Source organism: Ewingella allii (assembly GCF_044430645.1).
Lineage (GTDB): Bacteria > Pseudomonadota > Gammaproteobacteria > Enterobacterales > Enterobacteriaceae > Ewingella > Ewingella allii.
In genome coordinates, this window is record NZ_JAWUDN010000002.1 from 152,386 (window position 1) to 176,410 (window position 24,025).

A 24,025-nucleotide genomic window follows, 5' to 3' on the forward strand; every position below is an offset into this window, starting at 1 on the left:
AACTGCGCCGTGTGCAATAAGCTGCACACGGCGCGTAGAGTTAACGACCGACCGGGATTTGAGAATAATCCTGAACGCCGCTGCGGATATCCGACGGCCACCAGATAGTCAGACTGTGCGGGTTAGACAAAGGACGGCAGGCCGCCTTGTCACAGCCGTTGTCATTGGAGGCCGCGCAGGCGCTGAGCAACAGGCTGGCTACCGCGAGTAATGCTAAACGAATCTTCATTGCAGCTCCTTAACGGGTGGTGCTCAGCAGAGAGGTACGGGTACGGCGAGCCGTGCCGCGCGACTCATACGCCACATAGATTTCAGCCGACTGGCCCGGTGCCAGCGACGCACTTGGCCAGACCGACACCGCCAGCACGTCCTGACCACGGCAGCTTGCTTCGTCGAAACGCAGCGGGGCCAGCGAGGTGTTGCGCACGAGTCCGACGGTGATCTGCACGTTTTTGTTGCTAAACCACTGGCTGTGCGAGGTGTCGTAAGCAATGCCGCGCAGCGGGTCGCACAGGGTGTTGATGCCCACGCCCTCGCCGCCCGGATTAAAGCCCGCCGGGATATCGCTCTCGGCCAAGTCGCGCATTGCGGATTCGACGTCATTCTTAATCGAGCCATATTTCTGGCGGCGCTGTACTTCTTCCAGCGAGCCATTCAGCTGGGAGCGGAACTCGTCGCCGATGTAGCGCGACGGGTCCACCTGATCCCCCACCAAGTGCGGCGTGATGATAAACAGGCGTTCGCGCTGCGAGGTTTCATGGCGCGTCGACGTGAACAATTTACCAATCAGCGGAATGCTGCCGAGGATGGGGATCTTATGCTCTTCGTCGCCGGTTTCACGCGAGTGGAAACCGCCCATGACCAGCGAGTTTTTCTCCTGAACCTGCGCCTGCGTGCTCACCACCGCGCGGCTGTCGCCGGTGGCCTGGCCGTCATCCCCCTTGTCCAGCTTGCCGTCTTCAACGTCAACAATCAGCTCAACCGTCGATTTGCCGCCGTTATCGATGGCGCGCGGGATCACCTGCAAGCTGGTACCCGCGGTCACTGGCGTGACGTTGGCCACGCGCTCGCCGACCGTGGAGATAAAGGCGGTCTGGCTGAAGTCGATCACCGCAGGCTGGTTTTCCAGCGTCAGCACCGACGGGTTCGCAACGATTGAGGCGTTGCCGTTGCCCTCCAGCGCCTGCACCTGGGCGAAGAAGCGCTGATAGTCGGTAACGAACAGCGTACTGCTGCCGTCGAGCAAGGTTGAACCAGCGGTGATGTTGCCGAAGCTACCGCCGAGGTTGGCGGAGAGCGCCGACATGGCGTGGCGGTCGACGTCAACGATCAGCGCATCAATCTCAATCAGCTTCTGCGGCACGTCGATTTGCGAAATCAGCGCCTGATACTGCTCGCGTTTTTTTGGATCATCGCGCACCAGCAGGGCGTTGTTACGCACGTCGGCGGAAACCAGCGGGTTCAGGCCGCTTTTGCCATCGTCAAAATCATCGTTGGAGCCGCGCGGATCGCCACTCTGGATCAGGCTGGAGAGAATGCTGTCCGCCTGCTGCTGCGACAACTGGCTCAGGCCGTCTTGCCCGTTACCGCTGGCCTTCACGCCCTGCGCGCTTTTATTGTTTTTCTTCCCCAACAGCTCGTTGAGGATGGTCGCCACCCCCGGCACGGTGAGGGTTTTGTCGCGATAATGAATTTCGCGGTCAGAGACCGAGGCGTATTTCAGCGGAAAGCTCATCATCTCTTTGCCGGTTTTGTAATCTTTCTCCTGCTCGCTGAACTGACTGACCAGCGCCACGTACTCCGGCGGGCCGGTAACCAGAATCACGCCGTCGTCGGGCAGTTCGCCGTAGCCAAATTTCGGCTCAAGCAGGCCGATACCGTCGAGGGCATCTTTTAAATCCGGGGCAGCTTCCGAGGAGACGCGAATACGCTTGGAGATCTGCTCAGACTGCGGGCTGATATAGAGCATGTCGTTGTAGACAAACCACTGGAACTGGTACTCAAGGCCGAGGCGGTCGAGGAAGGTCGCGGCGCTGTCGGCGCGCAGGCGGCCACTGACCGTGGCTTCTGGCACATTGCCCAGTTTCAGAGTGACGCCGTGGCTGCTGGCGAAGTCGGCCAGCACGGTGCGCAGCGGCGTGTTTTGTGCCGAATAGGCGTAGGCGCCGCTGCTCCAGCCGTCCGGGGCGCGGGCTGAGGCGCTAAAAGAGAGGCTGCCCAGGCTTAAAGCCAAAGTGGCGGCCATCAGGGTATGAGTCAGTGTGGTTGAAAAGGTCTTCATAGCGATTTTCCCCTCTGAGGGAGAATGTCTCTCTTCAATAAAGGACCCAGTCCGTTCGAAGAGATAAAAAGAGTCGTTGTGCGCATCGTTGCCCTGATTTCCGTCGAGTCTTAATGAGTGGATAAAAGCAAAAAACGGCTCTGAAGCTACCCAGATTCAGCCAGCCACGAGCCGTTGCAGACATTAGTTAATTGAATCGATGATGCCTTTGCTCAGATCGTGCGTGAGCGTACTCAACTGACCAGACGCCCAGTTAGCGGTGGATTCGCGCAGCATGGCTTGCTTGAATTCAACGATATCGGAGAAGTCCGGTGCCCCGCCCATCGAGTCACGGGCTAAGTCATAGACATTGGAATTGCTGGTTATCAGTGCCGAATCGAGACGGCGCTGTACCTTATCGAAACTGCTCATACTCACCTCCTGCTTTGACTAAAGGTGATAATGAGTAGCGGTGGACAGGAATTGGTTCCAAAAAAGCGGCGGGTTTTCATCAATGCTTTTATTTAATCAATGAAGATTGGGCTATTTAAACTGATAAATGAGGCGTTCTAGGCCGAAGCGCGCAGCAGCTGCGTTTTCAGAGCCTGCCAGCCAATGCGCAATTCACCACTGGCGGTTTCTAACAGCAGCTGGTCAGCCTCAAGGGATTCATCAAACTGCCGCTCCCACGTGAGATGCGGGCGCGCGTCAAGCCATTGAGTAATATGCTCTTTATTGGCCGGATGACACCACAGGGTAGCCTGCTGGCCGCGCGGCTGGGCCTGCAATAGCTGGCGCAGTAAGGCATTCATCTGCTGCGCCGGGCCGGTGTCTTCCAGCAGGCGCGTCATCACCTGATAAAGCAACTCGCTGGCTCGCCCGACAATCATCGCTTCCTGCTCGATTTGCTGCTCCTGCCAGCCAGCGAACAGGGTTTCCGCCCGGCTCAAAAACTCGGATTGGCTATTGGCGAGCAGGTCGGCAACCCGCTGCTCTGCGTCGTAGCGCGCCTGGTCAATGAGCTGCTGGGCCTGAATTTCGGCCTGTTGCACAATCTGCTCGGCCTGCCGCCGGGCCTCTGCCATCAGCAAAAGACCTTGCTGATGCTGGTGCAACATGGCCTGCGGTAGCCGAATGCTGTCTGCTGGCTGTGCCTCCGCCAGCAGTTCGAGGGTTTTAAGCTGCCACATCTTGCGTCTCCTGCGCCGGACCGGATGCCAAGGCTACCGGCAGTGAAGCCCGCCACAGCGCGGCTTCCCACAGCGGCAGCAGCTTGTTTGCCGCCAGTTCCGCGCCCTGCTCGGCTTCACAGGCAATAATCCACGGCTGGGGAAAGAGAAAACGCACGCGCTGCCAGCAACCTATCGGCAATACGTGGCGCAACAGCAACAGGATGGTTACTTGCCAAGGCGACGTAAGGTTTTCCGGCAGCCACAGGCCGGGGCGCAGCGCGCGGGAGATGCGCTTGCTCCACAGCCGGGCTTCTTCAGGCAGTAACTGTTCGTTGGCTTCGGGGGAGTATATACCGCAAATCTGGGCGGTCAGGCGCAGCGCTAAGCTCTGCTGCTCCGCCGTCAGCGCCAGCAGCTTGAGCGTCAAGGTGTGAGGGGCAGACGGCAGGCGGGCTTCAATGCCTAACTGGCGGGCAATCAGCTGCGGGTCGATAGACTGCAACCGCGCGATTAAAGACTCAGGCTGCTGGAAGAAAGCCAGACCCTGCCAACTCTCCTCCGCCTGCTGCCAATAACCCTCGGTCCACCAGTGCAACCAGGCTTGTGCCTCATTCATCGGTTATTCCCCCTGAATATCATGCGTTTTCTGGGGTGACGTCAGCGCCCTTTTTGGCTGACATGCGCCGCTGAATTTTCGGTTTCACCACCAGCGCGATGGCGATTAACGCCAGTATCACCAGCAGAGCCAGAAACAGCATTTTCACCGTGCCGTACTGGTTCATGGTCAACTGGAAAGGCCCGAGGTTGACCATTTCGATATGATCTTTGTAGACCTCTGCCGGAACAAACACGATAGACAGCGCGCTGTTATCTTTGCCCGCCAGCCCCGGAATACTGGTGGAAACCAGACGGCGAATTTGCGGCTCGATGCTGTCCGGGTCAAGGTCCGGCTGGTACTTAATGAAGACCGATGCGGAGGCCGGTTGGATCGGCTCGCCCGGTGCGACGCGCTCTGGCAGCACCACGTTAACCCGCGCCACCACCACGCCATCAATCTGCGCCAGCGTTGACTCCACTTCCTGCGATAAGGCGAATATGTAGCGCGCTCGCTCTTCGAGCGGGCTGGAGATAATGCCGCTTTTCTGGAATACCTCACCCAGATTGGTGCGCGCTTTGTGTGGCAAACCGGCCGCGTTGAGGATCTGCACGGAACGCTCAATGGTGTCCTGATCCACCAGCACGGTTACGCCGGTTTTATCGATCTGCTTATCGGCAGAGATTTTGTAGCGGGACAGCTCGGCGATAATGTCGTTGGCGTCGTTTTCGGTCAGACCGGTGTTGAGCACCACCCGTTGTTCGCATCCGGCTAAGGCCAAAACAATCAGCAGAGTGGAGAAGATCTTCAGCGCGATGTTAACCATGTTCATTATTGCAAGTTGGTCAGTTTGTCCAGGCCCTGTACGGACTTAGAGACGATTTTGGCGTTCATCAGGTTTTCTAAATCGTACTTCGACAAGTCGCCGCTCACTTTACTGAGTGCCATTGGGTCGGTAGAGCCAGCGGCTTTGGTTAGCTCATTGCTGATGTGGCGACTGTCCACGTTGATCTGCTTGAACATGCCGGAGACGTGGTTCAGCAGACCATTAGAATCATTGCCGTCGACATCGCTGCTCTGGCCAATTTCTGAGGCAAAGAAGCTGGCATCGGCGGGGGTCATTGCACTTCCTTCACTGCCTGACAGGTCAGGTGCCGCCAGCGGCTGGATAACAGGGGGTTGATTGATTTTCATAATGTCACTCCGCGACTGCACAGGAAGGGAATACAGGGAACCAGCATCGGTTCCCTGTTAACACTTAGAACGAAATTTTGTTCTGTTGGATAGCACTGATGAAAGTGGTCGCAGAACCTTGCACACCAGCGATCTGTGCGTTCTGACGGTCACGTTCCATTTTGGTCAGGGTGTCTGCAACAGACTGCCCTTGGATTGCATCGGAACCAGCTTGCAGAGCTTGGCTAGAAGCACTACCAGCGGCGCTTGACGCCAAACCACCAAGAATATTTAACGGGCCCATAGTGTTACTCCTCTCAAGGTGAATAGAGTGAATGAGTGTTCATTCACTAGTTGAGTAGGAATTGGCGGCGATGGGTTCCATCATGGGGTAATTATTTTCACGAATTTAAGCGGATTAAGAATCCGCCTAGAAAAAACAATTAATCCAAACTATTCAATGATTTAATTCGCTGATACAGCGTGCGGCGCGGGATCCCCAGCTCATTGGCTGCGCTGACAATTTTGTTCTGATGGCGCATCAGGCAATCTTCAATCAGGCAGTGTTCAATGCGGCGCATGCGCTCTTTCAGGCGGAAAGATCCGCTGTCGATACGCATGGCATTACCCAGAGGTGGCATGCCCAGCACAAAGCGTTCGGCGGCCCCTTTTAGCTCACGAATATTGCCCGGCCAGTCGTGCATGATCAGCGATTCACTAAGATTGGCGGTGATAGAGGGTAGCGCGCAATTTAAACGCAACGCCGCCTCCTGCGCGAAACGGGCAAACATTGGAATAATATATTTGATGCGGGAACGCAGCGCGGGCAGCGTGATTTTGATGGTAGTCAGTCGGAAATAGAGATCCTGACGAAACTGCTTCTGCTCAACCAGGCTTGCCAGCGGCTTTTGCGAAGCCACCACAATACGCAGATCCAGAGGAATTTGTTGCGTGCTGCCCAGTCGACTGACGCTGCGCGATTCCAGCACGCGCAGTAACTTGGCTTGCAGGCTCAGCGGCATACTGTCGATTTCATCGAGGAATAAAATCCCGCCGTTGGCACTTTCGATATAGCCCGCGCGGGCGTGAGTCGCGCCAGTGTAGGCTCCGGCCATAATGCCGAACAGTTCGCTCTCGGCCAGAGATTCGGGGATCGCCGCGCAGTTAATCGGCACGAAAGCCCCCTTGCAGCCGGAGCGCTCATACAGGCGGCGGGCGAAAGTGTCTTTACCTGTGCCAGTTTCCCCCTCGAGGGCGAGGTCAACTTTCAGCGGCGCTAAGGTCTGGAGCATGGAATCAAAGTCGCTATGAATATCCCACTCTTCACGCACTTCTCGCTGTTCAGGAATATCCTCATCCAGGGACTCTTCATAAACGTGGTGGTTTATTTTAGCCGGCTTTGTCGAGTTCGGAAGATTGTCTCTCATACTTTCCTCGCATCCATTTCTATCAAGAAAATAATAATGTTGTGATTATTAAAATAAAATAATGACTCAGGAATGAATTAGCGCCCGGTAGGCATATTAAAAGTTAAACATGCAGGAACGATGCATATTTAGTTTCTCTGACAGCGTTAATCTGCAGATAAATTATCACTAGAAATAAGACTGGCAATCAGGAAAACGGAATGAAGATTGTAGGGAAATCCTTACAAGGTTCAAATCATTAATAAAGATATTACTCAATACGGTTTTACCTATCACAACATTCAAAAACCACCCCCTATAGGTCATTATTTGCCTATTTCGGAAAATCATACCTTTCGCTCAAACAAGAGGTTAGCGCGGATCACCAGCAAAATGGTCAATTAAAGAGCATCAAAAAAGCGTTATACAATCAATGGGATGCTGGGCACGTTCCCAGTTTAATTTATTTTCAATCTTTGAATATATTTCCCCTAATGGACCGTGCCAGCCATTGAAAAAACCGATTAAAACTCGCTGAATCTTGCATAAAAATAGTGCGTCAGATCTCACTTCTTAACGAAATCTTAATATGATGCTCACCAGAATCGGCAAAAAAATCGTGCTTTGACATACTTCTTACAATTAGACATATCCCAGCCGACGCGAAATCCATAAGATTTGAGATTATTCTTACCACTTAACTGGGAATTTTATTAGAAAACTAAGCCAAATTAGGTTTCAGAAAAGTTATATCTTCAAAATAATAACCATAAAAAAATCCGATAATGAATTTCTTTCATTATCGGATGAAGTTTATTAAATCAATTCAAATGACATAATCCGCTATTTAGGCCGGTAATTGGCCTTGGCCTGATTCAATAATTTTAGCAAAGCTTAAAACATTATCGACATAAGGCGCGGCACCGGTTCCGGTTTTCGAAATATCCGACAGGTTGGATAAATTCACGTCATTCGGGCCCGAGTTATAAGCACGCAGACCTGCGCCAATATTTCCACCAAAGGCATTGGTCTGCTGTTTAAGATAGAGCGCCCCGGCCATAATATTGTTCTGCGCGCTGTTCGGGTCACCCGAAAGCAGGCCCGGGTTCTCTTTGGCCATCTCATTGTAGGTGTCTGGGTTGACCTGCATCAGCCCGGCGTCGGTTTTGCCATTTCCGCCGTTGGTGGAAGCCGCAGACAAGTTACCGCGAGATTCCGCCCAAATCTGACCGGCAATCACGCTGGCTGGCATTCCCGTGGCCTGCGCCGCGTTATTGATGGATTGACGGTAAGGCTCCAGCTGCGGCGGCAGGTGTAAGTTACCCGAACCACTGAGGCCAGCCATGCCCGAAGTCGCACCGGCCCCGCCCGCGCCGCTGGCTCCACTCGCCCCGCTAGCACCATTCGCTGCACCCGCCCCCGCGCCCGGTTGGGCTAACAGATTGTTGCCAACAGATGGGCCACCGCCGCCGCCGTCACCCAACGACGGTGCCGCTGAACCACCACCACCACCCGAAGAGGCCGACGGCGTGCTGTTCTGCTGGTCTGAATTGTCGCCGCCGCCCAGCATTTTCAACAGTTCTGACAGCAGCTGGCGGATCATATTCATCAGCTCGGCCATTTGCCCGCCGCCCGCGCCCGCCGCGCCATCCTGTCCCTGCATCGACTGCAATGGGTTAGTCGGAGCATTGTTTTGCGTTGGGCCATTAACGCCAGAGACTGATGGCGAACCGAAATCCACCGGCGTGATACCCGGTGCGGCGCTAAAGGTGACCGTTAACGGCATAGAAAGCGCGCCGGCCCCTGAATTATTATTGTTCACCGCACCACTATTGTTACCGACCCCGCCTGACGGACCGAGATCCGCCGGGGGAATGTACTGAGGGGTAAACCCCGAACCGTTAACATTCATCATTCTTCCTCAATCCTCATAATAAGTGATGCTTTTGCTCTCACACGGCGCTGCCACAGACCACCCGATTGAGCAACCCTGTTATGGATGAATCAAAAGACAGGAAGCCACGCTCATGGCGCTTCTACCCTGTCATTTGTGTGCGTCCTGTCGCGGGTTAGTTCCGAGCCATCACACTTTTTGCAAAAAACGCTATGCCGTGGAACCGCCGCCCGGCAACGGCCACATAAAAGTATTCGAATTTCAGCCTTTATCATGGAGCGCGGCGATGAAGCGACATTTGCTGGCCATCACTCTCTGTCTCTCCGCCAGCAGTCAGGCAAATTGCTTTAAGGACGCCGGAAAAGCCTTCGGCATCCCTCCTGCCCTGCTGCTGTCGATTGCCATTAAAGAGTCACACCTCAATCCGTCGGCGGTGAACAGCGCCAATCGCAACCACACGGAAGATGTCTGCATGATGCAGGTGAACAGCACGCACTTCGCCCATTTGGCAAGCCTTGGGGTGTCGCGCACTAAGCTGTTGAGTGAACCTTGTACCTGCGTGAATACCGGGGCGTGGGTGTTGTACGGCATGTTCCAGCAGTATGGGAAATCCTGGAACACGGTAGGGATGTATAACGCCGGAGCCGCGCCATCACGCCAACCGCAGCGCGATCGCTACGCCAGTGATGTACGCCGTATTTACCAGCGCCTGCTGCACAGCGTCAGTCAGGATACCCTGCTGACGCTGGAGCAAATGCCGTCAGGCCGGGAGAGCCGTCGGGAGGGTGTGGACGAATTCGCGAATAAATGACTGTACTTCGCTGGCTTGCTGAATGAAGCCATCAAGCAGGCCGGAGAAGTTGCGGTTATCCAACGAGGAGAGCGGCTGCTGAGTACACAGACGCAGGTTCTGCTCCTCCAGCGCCAGCCAGCAGCCACGCATGGCGTCCATCTCAAAGTTCAAGGTTAAAATGCTGTGTAGCAAGGCGGCAGAGCTGTTTGGCTCCAGCACCATCACCTGACAATGCAACACCACGGCGTCACTGCCCGGCGGTAACTCAATGATTGCAGCTTCTTGTTTCTGCGGGGTGAACAGTGCGCAAACGCCGTTTTCCAATTTCAGCGATGTATTCAATCGACGGCCATAGTGGCTCAATAAATTCTGCAAATATGCGCTTTCGTTCATCTTATTTTCCTGTGATTAACATTTCAGTTATTCATTTGCTGGCCCGCCGCGAAGCGGGCCGCGTCCCTAACCCAGACTCTTACCCTTTAATAACAAAACCCTGTTTCTGCGTGGCTGAAAGCGCCTGATGTATCTCTTCATTTGGACGGGTGATTTTCCCTTCCAGGGTGAATCCTGTTGGGTCGAGTTGGTCCTCCGCGTAGCTAAAGTTGATTTTGCCAAGGTTGACGCTCATCGCCACGGAGGCGCTGTTAGAGCCGCCAATCAAGAAGGCCGGGGTAGCGAAGCCGTCACCTTTGCTTTGCGAACGGGTAAAGCCAATCGACTTAATGCGCAGGTTGTCGCTGTTACTCAGCACGGCCACAATTTCTTGCGGGGTGATGCCGCCCACCTGCCATTCACCGGCCATTTTGTCCTTCTGCGACTCGTTCAGCTCCAGCGTCACCACGGCTTCGGTGCTGCTGTTTTGCTGCAACTCGCGCACCATCTGTTTCAGACGCGGGTCGTCATCCATCATCTTGGCAATACGGTCGGCGTTACTGTCCGATGGCCGGGTGCTAACCATGTGGAACAGGTTGTGGAAGAAGCTGTTGCTGTCGAGCTTGCTCAGGTTGCTGTAAGTGGAACGGTACTCGGCGGTGCCGATCTCCTTGCCTTTGCGCTCGGCCAGGATCTGCTGACGATTGCTCTGCGCCAGCTGCAAGATGGCGTCGCGCTGGGCATTGCCGCGCAGCGTAGTGCCCGGCTCGAACGGCGTATTGAGCTGGGTTTTGAAGTGGCCCACCAGCAGCTTGAGCTTCTCTGCGGGCAGCTTGCCCTCATCCTCTTTCAACTCCTCAAGCAGCTTATTGGTGGCCGGATCGGTGAACTGATCCCCCAAGGTTTTGATCAACTTGTCGATATGCACATCGGCCAGCGGCTGGACGTCTTTCAGCTGAAGGTTGATATTCTGACGGGTGCGGTTATCCACCGAAGCCTGAATGCTGGCCCCGGCCCCGGCAAACAGCGGCAAGTGAGTTTCATCACTGGTTTTCTGGTTTACGCCCACCGGGATAGCGATGTTGGCCCCGGCGTTAAACTGGTTAAAGGCGCGCAGGCGGTTGTCACTCTGCGACTGCTGTTCGCTGACATCGCGGCGAGTGGTGCTGCGCTCGCGCGTGCCGTTGAGCAGGTTAGCCCCGGCGTAAACCCCGCCACCAAAGCGGGCGCTGGTTGACGAGTTCTTCTCATGATCGTTGGTGATTGGTAGGCCGACGCTGGCGACGGCGGCGGCGTTGATATCCATACTGATACGCAGGGTGTTGCCGTTCTTCACGCTGTGATCCATCCCTTTATCCATCAGCGCCTGCGGGTCGAGGTTTCCCTCGGTCAGCGCGTCCAGAAACTCCGGCAGCTCGGCTTCGCTGAGGCTAAAGCTGATGCCGTTTTGCATCTGCCGCTGCAACATGGCCGAGACGGTTCCGCCAAGGCGGAAGCCCGGGGAAAGGGTGCGTTCGCTGTCCAGCGCAGTTTTGTGCTCGTGAAGATAATCAGTCAGCATGTTGTACCCCGCCGCGCCGAATACTGTGCCCGAGCCGCCGCCGTTGCGACCAAAGCTGACGTTGATGCCCGTCTCGCCGCGCGAGAAGTTCAGGCTGTAGCTGCGATCCACGTTGACCCGCACGCCGGGGCTGGCAAAGCCTTGCGAGCCGGGGATCATGGTGCCGGTCCCCGACGCGCCATAGGCCCGGTTGAAAGTGATGTCTTCGCCACTCTCCAGCGACAAAATCGTCTCCTTCATGCGGCTGTTCAGTTCGGCTTTATCGCTGGCGCTCATCACGTTGCGGCTGGTGACGTGCACCCCGTGATCCTCTTTAGAGAACGCCTTGGTCATCGACTTAATGGCGTCATAGTTGGCTTCCAGACCGCGGTTGTTGACGAAGCCCATGGAAGTGGCTTTTTTGATCGGGTTTTCACCCCAGGTCATGTCGCGCAGCTCGTTGAATTTCGACCGCAGGGTTTGCATCGCCGCCTCTTTCTCCGGCCCCTTTTTGGTCATCGCCTGCTGCATTTCGGTTAGCAGGTTATGCATGTCAGCCTGAGTCAGCGAGGTGAGGATCAGCTGCGATTTTACCAGCCCCACGTCGTCGTGGGTGTCGCGTTGCTTGCCAAAAGGCACCTCCGGTTTCTGATGGTTAAGCACCACCTTCTTGCTTTCCATCAGTGACAGAATGCTGTTCGCCGGGCTGTTTTCGCTCGACGGGTAATAATGCATCATGCGATTGAGGCTTTCGGTCAGTTCACCGTCGCGGGTACTGGCCGGGTTAAAGCGCCCGCTGCCGCTGTTCTTGGTTTTACCTTCGCCGAGAACTAACTGGTTGTTGCTGTCCACCACGCCATAGTGCTGGCCCAGCAGATTGGCGTGGTGGCTGGAGACGTCGGTCAAATCTTGGTTGAAGCGAATCAAAGCGCGTTTCAAATCTTCGTTGCCGGTCCAGTCCATGCTGTCGATGCGCGAACTGATTGGCGCGCGCGGCGCTTTTGCCCCCTCTTTAGAGTTGGCGGGATCGGCGGCGCGCAGGCGATTGAGCAACTCACCCTGCTCCTGATAGACCGGGCGCAGCCCTTCGCGACCGGCATAGCCATGCTGGAGAAAATATCCGGCGTTTTTCACCGGGCGCGGCGTTTCCATCGTCGGTTTGAACAAGAAGGCGCGTACCCGCGATTTAAACGGCGTTTGCACCCGCAGGCCGTCTTGCCCAGTGGAACCGGCAATGTTGACCTCGCGCTTCACGGTGATGTGGGTGCCCGGCAGATGGGTGTCTTTGGTTGCTACTTCGAGGCGCTGGAAGACCTCTTCCGCCACGCGTTTTTCAGGGCGCTCGTCTAAGTCCACCAGCCCCTTTTTCCATTCGCCTTCGTGCAAGGTAGCCTGATCGCCCTCTTCATTGCTTAGCAACAAGTTGTCCGCGCCGCGCTGGGTCAGAGAGGTGTACTTCGGCCCCTCGCGCGGCACTTCCATAATCTCCGGTTCGGGGGTGCCCGCAGGCATTGCAGGCAATTTCGGTTCGGTGGCCGGGACGTTTTCGCGCGCCAGCCCGGTCGTCTGGCCCTTCTGCCACGAGGTCGCGGGCAGGCTGAACAAGGCACCCTCTTCGCTAAGCAGGTACATTTGCTGGTTTTTGCCCAGCGCCATATCGACGATTTTCCCCGCCTTGCCGCCGTCGTTGAGTCCCGCGATGGCGGTTTTCAGCGCGTCGGCTTTCAGGGTTTGGGTACTGACCTTTTCGCGGCGATTCTCTTTGTTAATCTGCTGGTATTGCACGTCACCGTCGCCACTCAGCGCCACAAAGCGCCCTTCTGATAACGCATCAATCGCCACGGTTTTCTGTTTTTTGTCCAAGCCGCCCGCTGGCAGGTCGGCCTTGACGCTGTTCTTCACCCGGCCCAACGAGAATAAGCTGCTGTCGTGGCGGATTTCATCACTCGACAGGTTGACCTTCAGACGGCGCAGCTCGCCTTCATTGAGGATCCACGGCTGGCCGTCCTGCCCGCGCCGCAGCTGCTCGGCAGACTCTTTCGACGCCACCCAGCTTTGGGTGGCGCGGTCGAGGTAATGCACCTTGCCGTCGTGCAGCGCCAGTTGTCCGAGCGGGCCGAAATCCATGATGCTCTTAGCTTCGGGTTCCGGGCGCGGCAATCCTTTCTGGTTATCCAGCACCATGCTGTCGCTGAGACACCAGCTCGACACCACGTTGTTGCCATTAAGCGTAACGGCGTGCTGCTGGTTCTGCATATCTTTTAACTTGGCGTGCAGCTGCTGCTGGTCATCGGTGAACAAGGATTCCACCCGCACGCCCTGCCCAAACTGCATCGTCAGGTTCTGGTTGAGCGCGGCAGGCACTGGCTCAAAGGTCATGGTCTGGCCACCGTTGGTCGGCAGCTTCGCCTGATAAAGCTCACCAATGTTGTCCGTGGCGTAGAGCATGTTGTTGTGCAGCGCCAGCGCGCTCGGGGCAAAGCCTGCCGGAGCAATCGTCATTTTCTGCGCGGCGGCCATCGGCGCATTCAGCTGCGGGTAGAAACTCAGTTGCTGCTCGTGGCTGGTTTCATCGGCAGTGAGGATCACGGCGTGGCCGCTGGCGTCCATCGCCACCTGCGAGATTTTCCCCGGCGCCTGTAGCGACTTGCCGGTGGTCAGATCCAGCAGCTTTTTGTCGTCGGCAACGGCATAAAGATGGCCATTGCCCTGCTGGCTGAGCTTGGACATCTTTCCGTCGAAGGCGTCGTGCACCTGCCATTCGCCGCTGGCGGCATCGTGGCGATAAATCTTTTTCTCATGCAGCCGCAGGGACTCTTCCCCCTTGGCGGTCCGATGGCTAAATACCCCGGTCAGTTCACTTTGAATGGCGGCATCAGGCAATTTTGCTCTGGAGGCGGGTCGCCCGCCGGGCGTGAGGATCTCGGCGTGCTGGCTGTTGGCACTCAAGCGAACCTGATGATTTTCAGTCGAAGTGGATTGCAGTACCGGCATGCGCCCGGTGTGGGTTTCTATCGGCTTCTCATAGGTTTTGCTATTCACCATACCGACCAAGTTCAGCGACGACTGCTGCAAAGAGATCAGCCGACCGCGCGTATCCAGCAGCACTTGCTGACCATCGCTAGCATCATGACCCTGATATTTATGTTCGGAACGCCCTAGCGTGACATTGAGCAGCCGGTCAAAAGGCGGGTTGCCGTCCGGCACGCTAAAGTGCGCCTGCCCCTTGCCATTGAGCGCCACGTTGACCTTCGGCGGCGGCGCGTTGTCCACTGCACTCAGCTCGGCCTGGGTTTTAGCTCCCCAGCCGTCGCTGCCGGGCACCCCCAGCGCGGTGCTAAGTTCGGAAAGCTCGGGCAGGCGTGGCGGAGCGAGATCCTGAATGCCCGCGCCAACGGGTTCATGCTTTGAACGCAAAAAACGTCCAAACACGCCGCCGCGAGACAGCTTCCCTTGACAGCTCTGTTGCTTAATATCGTTACGCGGCGTAGCGCTGTGAGCTAAGGTGCCGCCCCCCGTCTGGCGTGGCCTGGAGGGTTGCTGGGCGAGATGGCTAGCAGAGGTTGTCCCCTGTTGCTGGCGGGCAATATCTGCATTGCTGATCATGTGACTCGGTTTAAGCAGTGCGGAAAAATTAAGTGCCATAGTGATAATCCTTATGCAACTACGGGGGAAGTATTAATTTATCTACACAATATGTGTGGCGGGGGGGGAGTTGGTTCCAGAAAAAACCAAGCCCCTGGCCGCATTCGGGCAAAAAGGGGCAGGATAACAGCACTAAACTTGATGATTTTTAACGATAAATCTTCAATTATTAATTTTTAAAAATTATGCCTTTGGCGAATCATTAACTCATGAGCAGCAGGCACCAGTTTCTTGGCTTTCGGGCTGCCCGACGGCTGGCGCAGGCGTTCACTGACCTGCATGGCGTGGGATAAAAAGCGATTGAGCATGGCGGTCAGCTCAATGCCCTGCCAGTTCCCAATCTGCAACTCGACCCACAACACGATGAACTTGTCGGCGGTGGCGCTGTGATGAAACGCCGGAACCTCCTGATTAAAACCGTTCATCTCCAGCAGCTTCCAACCCAGCTCGCCATCGTCCTCGCTCATCGGCTTACCCAGCCGCGTTGCCATCAGCAAGCGCCCGCTTTTTGCCCCGGAGAGGTGCAGTTGCAAATGCTCAAAGGCTATCTCATAGTTCCACGCCGGTCCCAGCGAAGAGGGGTCAGCCCCCAGCCCTTCGAACAGTGGTTGAAGATGATAGTAAAAATCCTCCTGTTCCATTTCGACTCTTCCTTATAAGTTGCTTAGATTATCGAGAGCGCTCGGGAAGGCGCTGCCATGCTCTTGCTCCAACGCGTTCATCATTTCTAATAAGGTATCCGCCGCGTCGGTGTCCGAAGGCGCGCGCCGCGCCGCGCTGGACGCGCCAAACACCACCGACTGCGCGGCACCGCTCGACCCAAAAATTGACGGGCCAGGGCCGAGAGTTGGGCTTGGCGGCGCAGAGGGCTGGCTGTACTCGCTGTCAGAATCCGAGTCATAGCCAAAGGCTGGCGCATCGTTGCTCTTCTTGGTCATCAACCCTTTGGTGGAGGAGGCGTCGTCGGCCTCGTCTTCCGAGTCACTCGGCAGATGGCCGTAATCGCTTTCAGAGTCGCTAACACTTTCCGTTGGAGCGGCGGCAGGCGCGGCGACAGCCTTAGCTGGGTCACCCGGAATCGCCCCCTGCATGCGCGGCGGCACGATGGCATTCACGTCAGTCGGGTTAGCGACAAACACGCGCGGCACCAGCACCTGCGGGCGGAACAGGCCGTTAATCAAGGTATTCACATCTTCGTTTTCCAGCATATCCTGACGCACACCCGGCGACAGCGAACGGCAGCGGTCGATGATCGACAGCGCCATACCGCGCTTCATATCACTGCCTTTGAACACGCTGTTTTTGGCATCAAAATCGAATTTTCGCTCGTGCTTATTCAGCTCAAAGATTTCGTTAATTTTGGCGTTCGGCGGCAACTCATTGAGGGTCGCGAAGCGTTTGCTCGGGTCAGGCAGTTGCCCTTCCAGCACGTCAAGCAGGTGTAGCGTGCCGTGCTGCTGGACATTCGGCGAATCGAAGTCGAAGCGCACCACGTCTTTACCAAAGCGGCTGGACTTCTTCTGCAGCTCTTCGCCCGATTCCAACGCAAAGAACACGTTGTCGTCGTTGGCAAGGTCGGCGATATCGGCCTCCGAAGAGTTTTCTCGCGGGAACTCCACGCCATCGCGGATCAACTTTTGGCGCGACGAAAGCGAGATCTTGCCGGTGGCCGGATCGCTGATTTTATCCAGCGAGTTGGTGGCGTGGGTAATGCGCAGCGGCGACTCGAGCATTTTCTTCAAAAATGCCTGTTCGAAAGGTGCCAGCGGCTGGTTCATCAGCGGCCCCTGCAACCTGACATGCAGGTTTTTGAGGTTCTCGCGGGAGAGTTTATCGATCGAACTGTTGCTCGGCACCCCGCGCCAGTGGGTGCCTCGGGCCAACATCTCTTTGTTGATTTTCTGCCCCATATTGCGGCGCATGGCGTAAGTCACCATCTTCGCCGCCTCATCTTCGGTGTAGTTTCTCACCGGGCGCTCGCGGGTGGAGACGCTTTTCAGCGCACCGGCCTGATGCGCCTCCCCTTCGTCATCTTCCTGAATCGGGAACATGTCCCATTTCGACGCCAGCGCCCCCGCGCCGTGTGAGGAAACGCTAACCTGCTTGGCCTGCCCGGCGGCCGTCTGGCTGCTAGCCTTGGCGGTGCCCGAGGCCCCACCGGATTTTGAAATATTCAGCGGCGCGACTGACGCCAGCTTGGGCATAGAATTAATGGCAGAGCTCATAACAAACCTCCCGCATACGGCTGGTGCTGGCTTCAACGAAAAACATCACAGTGTGGATCATAAAAGTGCCTGCGCATCTTCGGCCGCAAAGGCGTTCATCATCTCCAGCAGGGTGTCGGCGGCGTCGGTGTCCGACGGCGCGCGGAAAGAACCGGAGGAAGATGAGGAGGAAACTGAGCCGGGTGACTGCGTGCCCAACAGCGGATTTCCGCCGCCGGAAGATGAACTGGTCGGCGACGAAGAGAGGAAAGAGGCATCCGGAATAAACGGCGGAATGGCCGCCGAGGTGGCGTGGGAGCCCATCGGGAATTCTTCGTCAGAGCTGTCGTCATAGCTAAAGGGCGCGGCGCTGCCATAGGTCGGCAGGTCATAATCACTGAGCAGGCTGCCGTAATCACTTTCCGAGTCGCTGTCGGAGTCTGCCGCATCCAGATAGGAAGTCAGCAAGGCGTCGAGCGCACCGGCATCCACCGCCGCCGAGCGAATATTTTCTACCTCGCTGATATCGGTCGGCTTGCCGACAAACATACGCGGCACCAGCACCTGCGGGCGGAACAGGCCGTTGATCAGGGCGTTAATGTCCTCTTTCTCCAGAATGCTGGCCCGCAGCCCTTCTGGCAGCGCGCGGGTTCGGTCGATGATCGCCAACCCGAGGCCGCGCTTCATATCCTTGCCTTGAAACAGACTGCCCTTCGGGTCCATGCCATAGCGCGAATGCTCGTGCTTATCCAACATGTGCGTGGTCCGCATCTGGTCGCGGTGGGGTAAGCTTTTCAATGTGTTGAGATGTTTGACCGCCTCGGGGAAACCGTTGAGCACGTCAAACAGGTGCAGCGTGGCGTGCTGCTGCACCGCCGGTGAATCCAGGTCAAAGCGCATCACGCTTTTGCCGAAACGGCTGGACGGCTTCTGAAGTTTTTCTCCCGATTCCAGCGCAAAAAACACGTTGTCGTCATTGGCCAGCGCCTGAATATCCATTTTCGAGGTGTTATCTCTCGGGAAAGGCACGCCGTCGCGCACCAGCTTTTGCCGCGAGGAGAGCGACACCACGCCGGTATCGGTATTTTGCACTTTATCCAGCGCATTGGTGGCGTGGGTGATGCTGAGCGGCGACTCCAGCAGTCGCTTCATAAAGGCTTTTTCATAAGGGGCCAGCGGCTTATCCAAGGCTGGCCCCTGCAAGCGAATGTGCAGGCCTTTGATGTTTTCGCGCGACAGGGATTTGACGGTGGTTTCTGGCGTCAAATCATCCCAACGCGCTCCTTCCGCCAGCATCTGTTTATGAATTTTCTGCCCCATGTTGCGGCGCATGGCGTAAGTGACCAGCCGCGCCGCCTGATCCTCACCCTCCGCGCCGACAAAAGCTTTGCCCTCACGCGAGCGCGGCGTGACGCTTTTCAGCCCGCCCGCGTCCTGTGCCGAAGCTTTGCCCTGCTCATCCGAGGCCGACATTTTCCACTCCGACGCCATCGCGCCAGAACCTTTGGAAGAAACGCTCACCTGCTTCGCTTGCCCGGCGGCGGTAAATCCGCTGGCCTTGGTGCTGCCGCTCGGACCCGAGCTGGAGCCGGCCCCGGAGGTTTTCACCATGGATGGAAGAGGTACAGAACTGATGGCTGAATTCATAAATGCCTCCGGACAAAACGCAGAAGGCGCGAGGCACAAAGCAGAGCCATGCCGCGCGCGGGTCTTGGTTATGTGGAGGTCGGGGCGGAAAAGTTCCCCCTTAGCTCAGCGAATCAATCGCGCGAAAGCCAAGGGGAAAAAGCAAGAGAGGCGGGGTTAAGGTTTATTCAAGACCGGGGATGTTCACCCCAAAAATTTGCAGCAGCAGGATGATATTCAGCGCCACAATCACCACGGTGCCAAGAATGGAGATCCCCGCAGTCAGCCGGCTATTGACGAACTCGCCCATGATGTCGCGACGGCGGGTGAACATCACCAGCGCAATCATCGGCGCGGGCAGCGCCAGACTGAGCACCACTTGGCTGTACACCAAAGCATCTGTGGCATTCACCCCCAGCGCCACCACCACAAAGGCCGGGATCATCGTTACCAGACGCCGCAGCCAGATAGGAATACGGAAGCCCACAAAGCCCTGCATGATCATCTGCCCGGCCATGGTACCGACCACCGAACTGGAAATACCGGAGGCGATCAGCGAGAGCAGGAAGAAGCCCGCCGCGCCAATCCCCAGCAGCGGTGTCAGAGTATGGTAAGCCGTTTCGATTTCCGCCACGTCGCTGTGCCCGGCGTGGAAAGCGCTGGAGGCCATGATCACCATGGCGATATTCACCAAACCTGCGATGCTCAGGGCAATCACCACTTCGATATTAGAAAAGCGCAGCAGTTTGCGGCGTTCGCCCTGATTCTTGGCGTGGGTGCGGTGCTGGGTCAGCCCCGAATGCAGGAAAATGGCGTGCGGCATGACGGTCGCGCCGATGATCCCCACTGAAATGGTCAGCGCCTGCGCGTCCGGCAGCTGTGGGGTGATCATTCCCAGCCCGGCGGCGGCCCAATCGACCGGCACGATAAACATTTCCACCAAATAACACAGGGCGATGATGGCGACCAGCCCGCCAATCATCAGCTCAATCGGCCGGAAACCGCGTTTTTCCACCATCAATAGCGCGTAGGTAATCATCGCCGTAATCCCCATGCCGACCAGCAGCGGCATATGGAAAAGCAATGACAGCGCCAGCGCGCCGCCGAGGAATTCGGCGAGATCCGTCGCCATGGCCGCTATTTCACTGACGCCCCACATGCCCCACACCACAGGTTTAGGGAACTGGTCGCGGCACATTTCGGCGAGGTTTTTGTTGGTGACGATCCCAAGCTTGGCGGAGAGCGCCTGAAACAGCATGGCGATGATATTCGCCATCACCACTACCCACAGCAGCGTATAGCCGTAGCGCGATCCGGCCTGAATATTGGTCGCGAAGTTACCCGGATCCATATAGGCGATCGAGGCGATCACCGCCGGACCGGCGAACAGCAACGGCGTCATCAAACCGCTTTTGCGGCCCGACAGCGCGTTATCGATCGCGGCGTTGGTTCTTTCAGTTAAGGAAGAACTCTGACTTGTTCCACTCATCCTGCACCTACCCTGTTCTTGATTGTTATTTTTTTGTGTAGTTTTCACCCGGCTGTAACGAATATAGCATTGGCTATACTCTATGGCGCAAGCTTAGTTTGGTGGTTATTAGGCACATTATGTTTCAAAATATGAAAATCCAGAAAATGCGCGAGATTATGAAAATGAAATGATTTTTTTTACCGATGAAATCGATAGGTAACATTTTAAATATAATACCAACCCATGGTATTTCGCATTATTCACAATGCATCAAGCGCATTTTTAATACTCTTTTAAGTTGCCACGAATAAGCCTTTACCGTAAATTCATTAACAGAACTTTCTCGGGTATTAATTCATAGAATCAATATAAAAGGCTTAATACATTATTTGAATAACAAGGACTGTTAATTATTTAGGAATATCTTTCTAGATCTCGCTTAAATAATAGAAATTATATATGAATGGATTGAACCCATCTGAAATTACCCATTTACCACAAGCCAGTGAAAACGCCCTGCTCAAAGCACTGCTGTGGGTTTGCAATTACTACGGCAACCCCATAGGTGAAGCCGCGTTCTGCGCGGGCCTGCCCTTAAAGGACGAGATGACCGTCACGCAGGGCATTGAGGCGCTGGCTCGCCAAGGATTTAAAGCGGGGATCACCGCACGCTCGGTAAATCAGCTCACTTCATTATTACTGCCCGCTATTTTGCTTAATTCTAACGGCAAGGCCAGACTCATTTTAAGTAAAGAACAAGATGAAGATGGCGACGAATGGTTTAATATCGCCTGCCCAAATAATAACTTTTCTGTCACACGGGTTAATGCTAATTCACTTTCCGATACCCCTTCAGTTTATATTTTACTGGTTAGTAAACTCCCCGCTGGCGATAACCGGCTCAATGATACTTCTCCGCCCGCTGCCGACCACTGGCTATGGAGCACGCTGTGGAATTACCGCAGTTTTTACCTAAATGCCGCTTTTGCCGCATTACTGGTTAACGTGCTGACGCTCGCGGGGACCTTCTTCACCATGAATGTTTACGACCGCGTGGTGCCCAATCAGGCCTACACCACGCTGTGGTCACTGGCGATTGGCGTGATGATCGCCACCTGTATGGAGTTTCTGGCGCGCAATATTCGCGCTTTTCTGGTGGATGATGCCGGGAAAAAGGCCGATCTGGTGATCGCCTCTCGCCTCTTCAGACAGGTTATGGCAATGCGCATGGAGCACAAGCCCTCTTCTGCTGGCACCTTTGCCAACCAGATGCGCGAATACGAGGCGGTCCGCGAATTCGCCAGTTCCGCGACCTTAGTCACCCTGAGCGATCTCCCCTTTATCTTCCTATTTCTGGTCATTATTTATTTTATCGGCGGGCCGCTGGTGCTGGTCCCTATGGCGCTGATTCCGCTGATTATCCTGATCAGCCTGCTGATCCAGTGGCCGCTGGCCAAAATCATGCGCGAAAACCTCCGCGAAAGTTCTCTCCGTCAGGGCGTATTGATTGAATCTATCGACGGGCTGGAGTCGCTGAAAGCCGCCGGTGGCGAGGGGCTGATGCAATACCGCTGGGAGCACTACAACGCTCTGCTTAGCGCCTCCTCATTGAAATCAAAGCGTTTTTCTACACTGGCGACCAGCGCCATTACATCATTGCAGCAAATTCAAACCGTGGCGCTGGTGTGCTACGGGGTGTATCTGATTGACGACGGCGCGCTCTCTATGGGGGCGCTGATTGGCTGCGTGATCCTCTCCGGGCGGGTGATTGCGCCACTCGGGCAGATTGTTGGTTTGGCCGTGCGTTTTCAGCAGGCGCGCGCCGCAATGACCTCCATCAATGCCATTTTCGCCAAGCCGGTGGAGCACGACGCCAGCCGCAGCTATTTTTCCGCCCCGGCCCTCACCGGTGCGCTGGCGCTCAACCGGGTCTCCTTCGCCTGGCCCTCGCGCGACGGTACGGCACAGTCTCCGGTGCTGGTCGATATTTCATTGGCAATCAAACCCGGCGATCGCGTGGCAATCCTTGGCAAAATCGGCAGCGGTAAATCCACGCTGCTGCGCCTGATGGCGGGTCTTTATCAGCCAACCGCAGGACAAATCCTGCTAGACGACTTAGACGCACGGCAGATCGCGCCAGCGGACTGGCGGCAAACCGTGGGCTTCGTGAGTCAGGATGCAAGGCTGTTCCACGGCACCCTGCGGGATAACATTTCTATCGGCAAACCCCACTGTAGCGCCGAGGAGCTACTGCACGTCGCTCGCCTCACCGGTCTGGACAATCTGGCAAAACGGCACGCGCTGGGTTACGACATGCCCATCGGCGAGCGCGGCGCGGGCTTATCCGGCGGGCAACAGCAGTTGGTGGTACTCGCCCGTTGCCTGCTTAGCCAGCCCGCACTGCTGCTCATGGATGAGCCCACCAGCGCCATGGATACCCAAACCGAAAAAGCCTTCATTGACCGTCTGGGGCAAGCCACGCGTCAACAAACATTGGTGGTTGTCACTCACCGCTATTCGCTACTCGATCAGGTCGACAGGATCATCGTCATGGATGAGGGAAGGATCGTGCTTGATGGGCCTAAACCGGACGTCCTTGCCTCGCTAACCCGCAACGGCCAATAGCCGGACTCAGGAGCTCAATGGAATGAAAATCGGGAAAAAAATCCCTCCGCTGACCCCACAGGAGCTGGCCTTCGTCGAAGATTTACGCGCCGCAATGCTGGTGCAGTCTCCCCGCTCGTCCACGCTGGTGCTGGCTATCATGCTGCTGACCTTACTGGCTGGCGGTATCTGGGCCAGCCTGTGTAACGTCGAGGAGATAGTCAAAGGCGAAGGCAAGATTATCCCGGCCAGCCGCGAACAGGTTATCCAAAGTCTGGAAGGCGGCATCCTCGAAGAGCTGTTGGTACGTGAAGGCGATCGGGTGGAAAAAGGCCAGACGCTATTAAGAATCGACGCGACGCGCGCGGGGGCTTCATGGCGCGAAGGTCAATCCAAAGGCGTTGCGCTGGAGGGCACCGTGGCCCGTTTACGCGCCGAAGCGTTCGACCAGCCGCTGATTTTCCCGGCGTCGGTTGAGGCCGTTCCCTCTATCGTGCGCGATGAAACTAACGCGTATCAGGCGCGCAAAAAAGCCCTCAATGAAGGGCTCGCCGCTCTGGCACGCAGCGCCGCGCTGGCTGAAAAAGAGATTGGCATGTCGCAGCCGCTGGTCAACCAAGGGCTGATGTCTGAAGTCGAGTTACTGCGTATGAAGCGGCAGGCGAACGACATCCGTTTGCAAATCAATGAACGCTATAACCAATACCGCGCCGAAGCCAACGCCGATCTAGTTCGGCTGGAGTCAGAACTGGCGCAGACCCGCGAAACGGTAATCGCTCGGCGAGATCTGATGCAGCGCACCACTCTCACCGCGCCAGTGAAAGGCATCGTGAAAAACATCCGCATGAACACCCCCGGCGGCGTCATCCCGCAGGGTGCAGACATTATGGAAATCGTCCCGCTGGAAGATGAGCTGCGGGTTGAAGCCAAAGTGCGCCCGGCCGACATCGCCTTTTTAACCCCCGGTCAGTCGGTGATGGTTAAGCTCACGGCCTACGATTATGCGATTTATGGCGGGTTGGAGGGCACGCTGGAGTACATCAGCCCGGACTCCCTTGAAGACGAAAAAAACCGGCAGCCGGGGGTGGATTCATCCTTTTATCGCATTGTCGTACGCTCGAAAAATACCGCGCTGAAGGCGGGCAATAAACGCTGGCCCATTATCCCCGGCATGGTGGCCTCGGTGGAGATTAAAACCGGAGAAAAAACAATCATGAGCTACCTGCTCAAGCCGGTGATGAAGGCCCGCGAAGCCTTCAGGGAAAGATAA

Annotated in this window: 19 protein-coding genes; 3 read left to right on the forward strand and 16 right to left on the reverse strand. The window is 56.2% G+C overall.

Annotation, left to right across the window (positions count from 1 at the left end):
- Positions 1-40 precede the first annotated feature (40 nt).
- The 10 genes from hrpT to SBO83_RS07470 all read right to left on the reverse strand — a co-directional run bounded on the left by hrpT (position 41) and on the right by SBO83_RS07470 (position 8,521).
- Positions 41-229, reverse strand: coding sequence for an HrpT family type III secretion system protein (hrpT, locus tag SBO83_RS07425; RefSeq protein ID WP_185689494.1), 189 nt, complete (start codon positions 227-229; stop codon positions 41-43).
- Positions 230-238: 9 nt separating this feature from the next.
- Positions 239-2,281 carry a type III secretion system outer membrane ring subunit SctC gene (gene sctC / locus SBO83_RS07430; protein ID WP_353502946.1) on the reverse strand — a complete coding sequence of 681 codons (2,043 nt, stop codon included), beginning with the start codon at positions 2,279-2,281 and terminating at the stop codon, positions 239-241.
- Positions 2,282-2,464: 183 nt separating this feature from the next.
- Positions 2,465-2,692 (reverse strand): type III secretion protein HrpF, encoded by a 228-nt coding sequence (locus SBO83_RS07435; RefSeq protein ID WP_353502947.1) that lies wholly within the window; start codon positions 2,690-2,692, stop codon positions 2,465-2,467.
- Positions 2,693-2,829: 137 nt separating this feature from the next.
- Entirely contained in the window at positions 2,830-3,450 is a 621-nt protein-coding gene (sctL, locus tag SBO83_RS07440) for a type III secretion system stator protein SctL (protein ID WP_396131027.1), read from the reverse strand.
- Positions 3,437-4,048, reverse strand: a complete 612-nt coding sequence (locus tag SBO83_RS07445) for a hypothetical protein (protein WP_396131028.1) — start codon at positions 4,046-4,048, stop codon at positions 3,437-3,439. The genes sctL and SBO83_RS07445 overlap by 14 nt, the downstream gene beginning before the upstream one ends.
- 19 nt (positions 4,049-4,067) lie before the next feature.
- Positions 4,068-4,853 (reverse strand): type III secretion system inner membrane ring lipoprotein SctJ, encoded by a 786-nt coding sequence (gene sctJ / locus SBO83_RS07450; RefSeq protein ID WP_353502950.1) that lies wholly within the window; start codon positions 4,851-4,853, stop codon positions 4,068-4,070.
- Positions 4,854-4,858: 5 nt separating this feature from the next.
- The gene (locus SBO83_RS07455; protein WP_185689489.1) at positions 4,859-5,221 is read right to left on the reverse strand and encodes an EscI/YscI/HrpB family type III secretion system inner rod protein; all 363 of its coding nucleotides are present in this window, start codon (positions 5,219-5,221) and stop codon (positions 4,859-4,861) included.
- A 64-nt stretch (positions 5,222-5,285) separates the two neighbouring features.
- Entirely contained in the window at positions 5,286-5,504 is a 219-nt protein-coding gene (locus tag SBO83_RS07460; RefSeq protein WP_185689488.1) for a hypothetical protein, read from the reverse strand.
- Positions 5,505-5,643: 139 nt separating this feature from the next.
- Positions 5,644-6,627 carry a sigma 54-interacting transcriptional regulator gene (locus SBO83_RS07465; protein ID WP_396131029.1) on the reverse strand — a complete coding sequence of 328 codons (984 nt, stop codon included), beginning with the start codon at positions 6,625-6,627 and terminating at the stop codon, positions 5,644-5,646.
- 826 nt (positions 6,628-7,453) lie between these two features.
- Positions 7,454-8,521, reverse strand: a complete 1,068-nt coding sequence (locus SBO83_RS07470; RefSeq protein WP_396131030.1) for a transglycosylase SLT domain-containing protein — start codon at positions 8,519-8,521, stop codon at positions 7,454-7,456.
- 265 nt (positions 8,522-8,786) lie between these two features.
- Here SBO83_RS07470 and SBO83_RS07475 point away from each other — a divergent pair, with 265 nt between their 5' ends.
- Positions 8,787-9,311, forward strand: a complete 525-nt coding sequence (locus SBO83_RS07475; RefSeq protein WP_396131031.1) for a transglycosylase SLT domain-containing protein — start codon at positions 8,787-8,789, stop codon at positions 9,309-9,311.
- On the opposite strand, the gene SBO83_RS07480 is transcribed toward SBO83_RS07475, so the two are convergent.
- The 6 genes from SBO83_RS07480 to SBO83_RS07505 form a co-directional block, all read right to left on the reverse strand.
- The gene (locus SBO83_RS07480) at positions 9,261-9,686 is read right to left on the reverse strand and encodes a type III secretion system chaperone (protein WP_353502955.1); all 426 of its coding nucleotides are present in this window, start codon (positions 9,684-9,686) and stop codon (positions 9,261-9,263) included. The genes SBO83_RS07475 and SBO83_RS07480 overlap by 51 nt on opposite strands.
- 79 nt (positions 9,687-9,765) lie before the next feature.
- Positions 9,766-14,850 carry an AvrE-family type 3 secretion system effector gene (locus tag SBO83_RS07485; protein ID WP_396131032.1) on the reverse strand — a complete coding sequence of 1,695 codons (5,085 nt, stop codon included), beginning with the start codon at positions 14,848-14,850 and terminating at the stop codon, positions 9,766-9,768.
- A gap of 176 nt (positions 14,851-15,026) precedes the next feature.
- The gene (locus tag SBO83_RS07490; RefSeq protein ID WP_396131033.1) at positions 15,027-15,491 is read right to left on the reverse strand and encodes a CesT family type III secretion system chaperone; all 465 of its coding nucleotides are present in this window, start codon (positions 15,489-15,491) and stop codon (positions 15,027-15,029) included.
- Positions 15,492-15,503: 12 nt separating this feature from the next.
- Complete coding sequence (locus tag SBO83_RS07495; RefSeq protein WP_396131034.1) at positions 15,504-17,075, reverse strand: hypothetical protein; 1,572 nt, start codon at positions 17,073-17,075, stop codon at positions 15,504-15,506.
- A gap of 57 nt (positions 17,076-17,132) precedes the next feature.
- A complete protein-coding gene (locus SBO83_RS07500; protein WP_396131035.1) occupies positions 17,133-18,701 on the reverse strand; it encodes a hypothetical protein in 1,569 nt (522 codons plus the stop codon).
- 163 nt (positions 18,702-18,864) lie between these two features.
- Positions 18,865-20,169 (reverse strand): Nramp family divalent metal transporter, encoded by a 1,305-nt coding sequence (locus SBO83_RS07505; RefSeq protein ID WP_396131036.1) that lies wholly within the window; start codon positions 20,167-20,169, stop codon positions 18,865-18,867.
- Between the two features lie 441 nt (positions 20,170-20,610).
- Between SBO83_RS07505 and SBO83_RS07510 the strand changes: the two genes are divergently transcribed.
- Both SBO83_RS07510 and SBO83_RS07515 read left to right on the forward strand, forming a co-directional pair.
- Positions 20,611-22,776 (forward strand): type I secretion system permease/ATPase, encoded by a 2,166-nt coding sequence (locus tag SBO83_RS07510; RefSeq protein WP_396131037.1) that lies wholly within the window; start codon positions 20,611-20,613, stop codon positions 22,774-22,776.
- Positions 22,777-22,798: 22 nt separating this feature from the next.
- Positions 22,799-24,025 carry an HlyD family type I secretion periplasmic adaptor subunit gene (locus SBO83_RS07515; protein WP_396131038.1) on the forward strand — a complete coding sequence of 409 codons (1,227 nt, stop codon included), beginning with the start codon at positions 22,799-22,801 and terminating at the stop codon, positions 24,023-24,025.

Excerpts from the sequence above, each read along its gene's own strand:
- sctC (WP_353502946.1), bottom strand. The coding sequence starts at position 2,281 with ATGAAGACCTTTTCAACCACACTGACTCATACCCTGATGGCCGCCACT.
- hrpT (WP_185689494.1), bottom strand. The coding sequence starts at position 229 with ATGAAGATTCGTTTAGCATTACTCGCGGTAGCCAGCCTGTTGCTCAGC.
- SBO83_RS07490 (WP_396131033.1), bottom strand. The coding sequence starts at position 15,491 with ATGGAACAGGAGGATTTTTACTATCATCTTCAACCACTGTTCGAAGGG.
- SBO83_RS07485 (WP_396131032.1), bottom strand. The coding sequence starts at position 14,850 with ATGGCACTTAATTTTTCCGCACTGCTTAAACCGAGTCACATGATCAGC.
- SBO83_RS07465 (WP_396131029.1), bottom strand. The coding sequence starts at position 6,627 with ATGAGAGACAATCTTCCGAACTCGACAAAGCCGGCTAAAATAAACCAC.
- SBO83_RS07460 (WP_185689488.1), bottom strand. The coding sequence starts at position 5,504 with ATGGGCCCGTTAAATATTCTTGGTGGTTTGGCGTCAAGCGCCGCTGGT.
- SBO83_RS07515 (WP_396131038.1), top strand. The coding sequence starts at position 22,799 with ATGAAAATCGGGAAAAAAATCCCTCCGCTGACCCCACAGGAGCTGGCC.
- sctL (WP_396131027.1), bottom strand. The coding sequence starts at position 3,450 with ATGTGGCAGCTTAAAACCCTCGAACTGCTGGCGGAGGCACAGCCAGCA.
- sctJ (WP_353502950.1), bottom strand. The coding sequence starts at position 4,853 with ATGGTTAACATCGCGCTGAAGATCTTCTCCACTCTGCTGATTGTTTTG.
- SBO83_RS07480 (WP_353502955.1), bottom strand. The coding sequence starts at position 9,686 with ATGAACGAAAGCGCATATTTGCAGAATTTATTGAGCCACTATGGCCGT.
- SBO83_RS07435 (WP_353502947.1), bottom strand. The coding sequence starts at position 2,692 with ATGAGCAGTTTCGATAAGGTACAGCGCCGTCTCGATTCGGCACTGATA.
- SBO83_RS07510 (WP_396131037.1), top strand. The coding sequence starts at position 20,611 with ATGAATGGATTGAACCCATCTGAAATTACCCATTTACCACAAGCCAGT.
- SBO83_RS07500 (WP_396131035.1), bottom strand. The coding sequence starts at position 18,701 with ATGAATTCAGCCATCAGTTCTGTACCTCTTCCATCCATGGTGAAAACC.
- SBO83_RS07495 (WP_396131034.1), bottom strand. The coding sequence starts at position 17,075 with ATGAGCTCTGCCATTAATTCTATGCCCAAGCTGGCGTCAGTCGCGCCG.
- SBO83_RS07505 (WP_396131036.1), bottom strand. The coding sequence starts at position 20,169 with ATGAGTGGAACAAGTCAGAGTTCTTCCTTAACTGAAAGAACCAACGCC.
- SBO83_RS07445 (WP_396131028.1), bottom strand. The coding sequence starts at position 4,048 with ATGAATGAGGCACAAGCCTGGTTGCACTGGTGGACCGAGGGTTATTGG.
- SBO83_RS07475 (WP_396131031.1), top strand. The coding sequence starts at position 8,787 with ATGAAGCGACATTTGCTGGCCATCACTCTCTGTCTCTCCGCCAGCAGT.
- SBO83_RS07455 (WP_185689489.1), bottom strand. The coding sequence starts at position 5,221 with ATGAAAATCAATCAACCCCCTGTTATCCAGCCGCTGGCGGCACCTGAC.
- SBO83_RS07470 (WP_396131030.1), bottom strand. The coding sequence starts at position 8,521 with ATGATGAATGTTAACGGTTCGGGGTTTACCCCTCAGTACATTCCCCCG.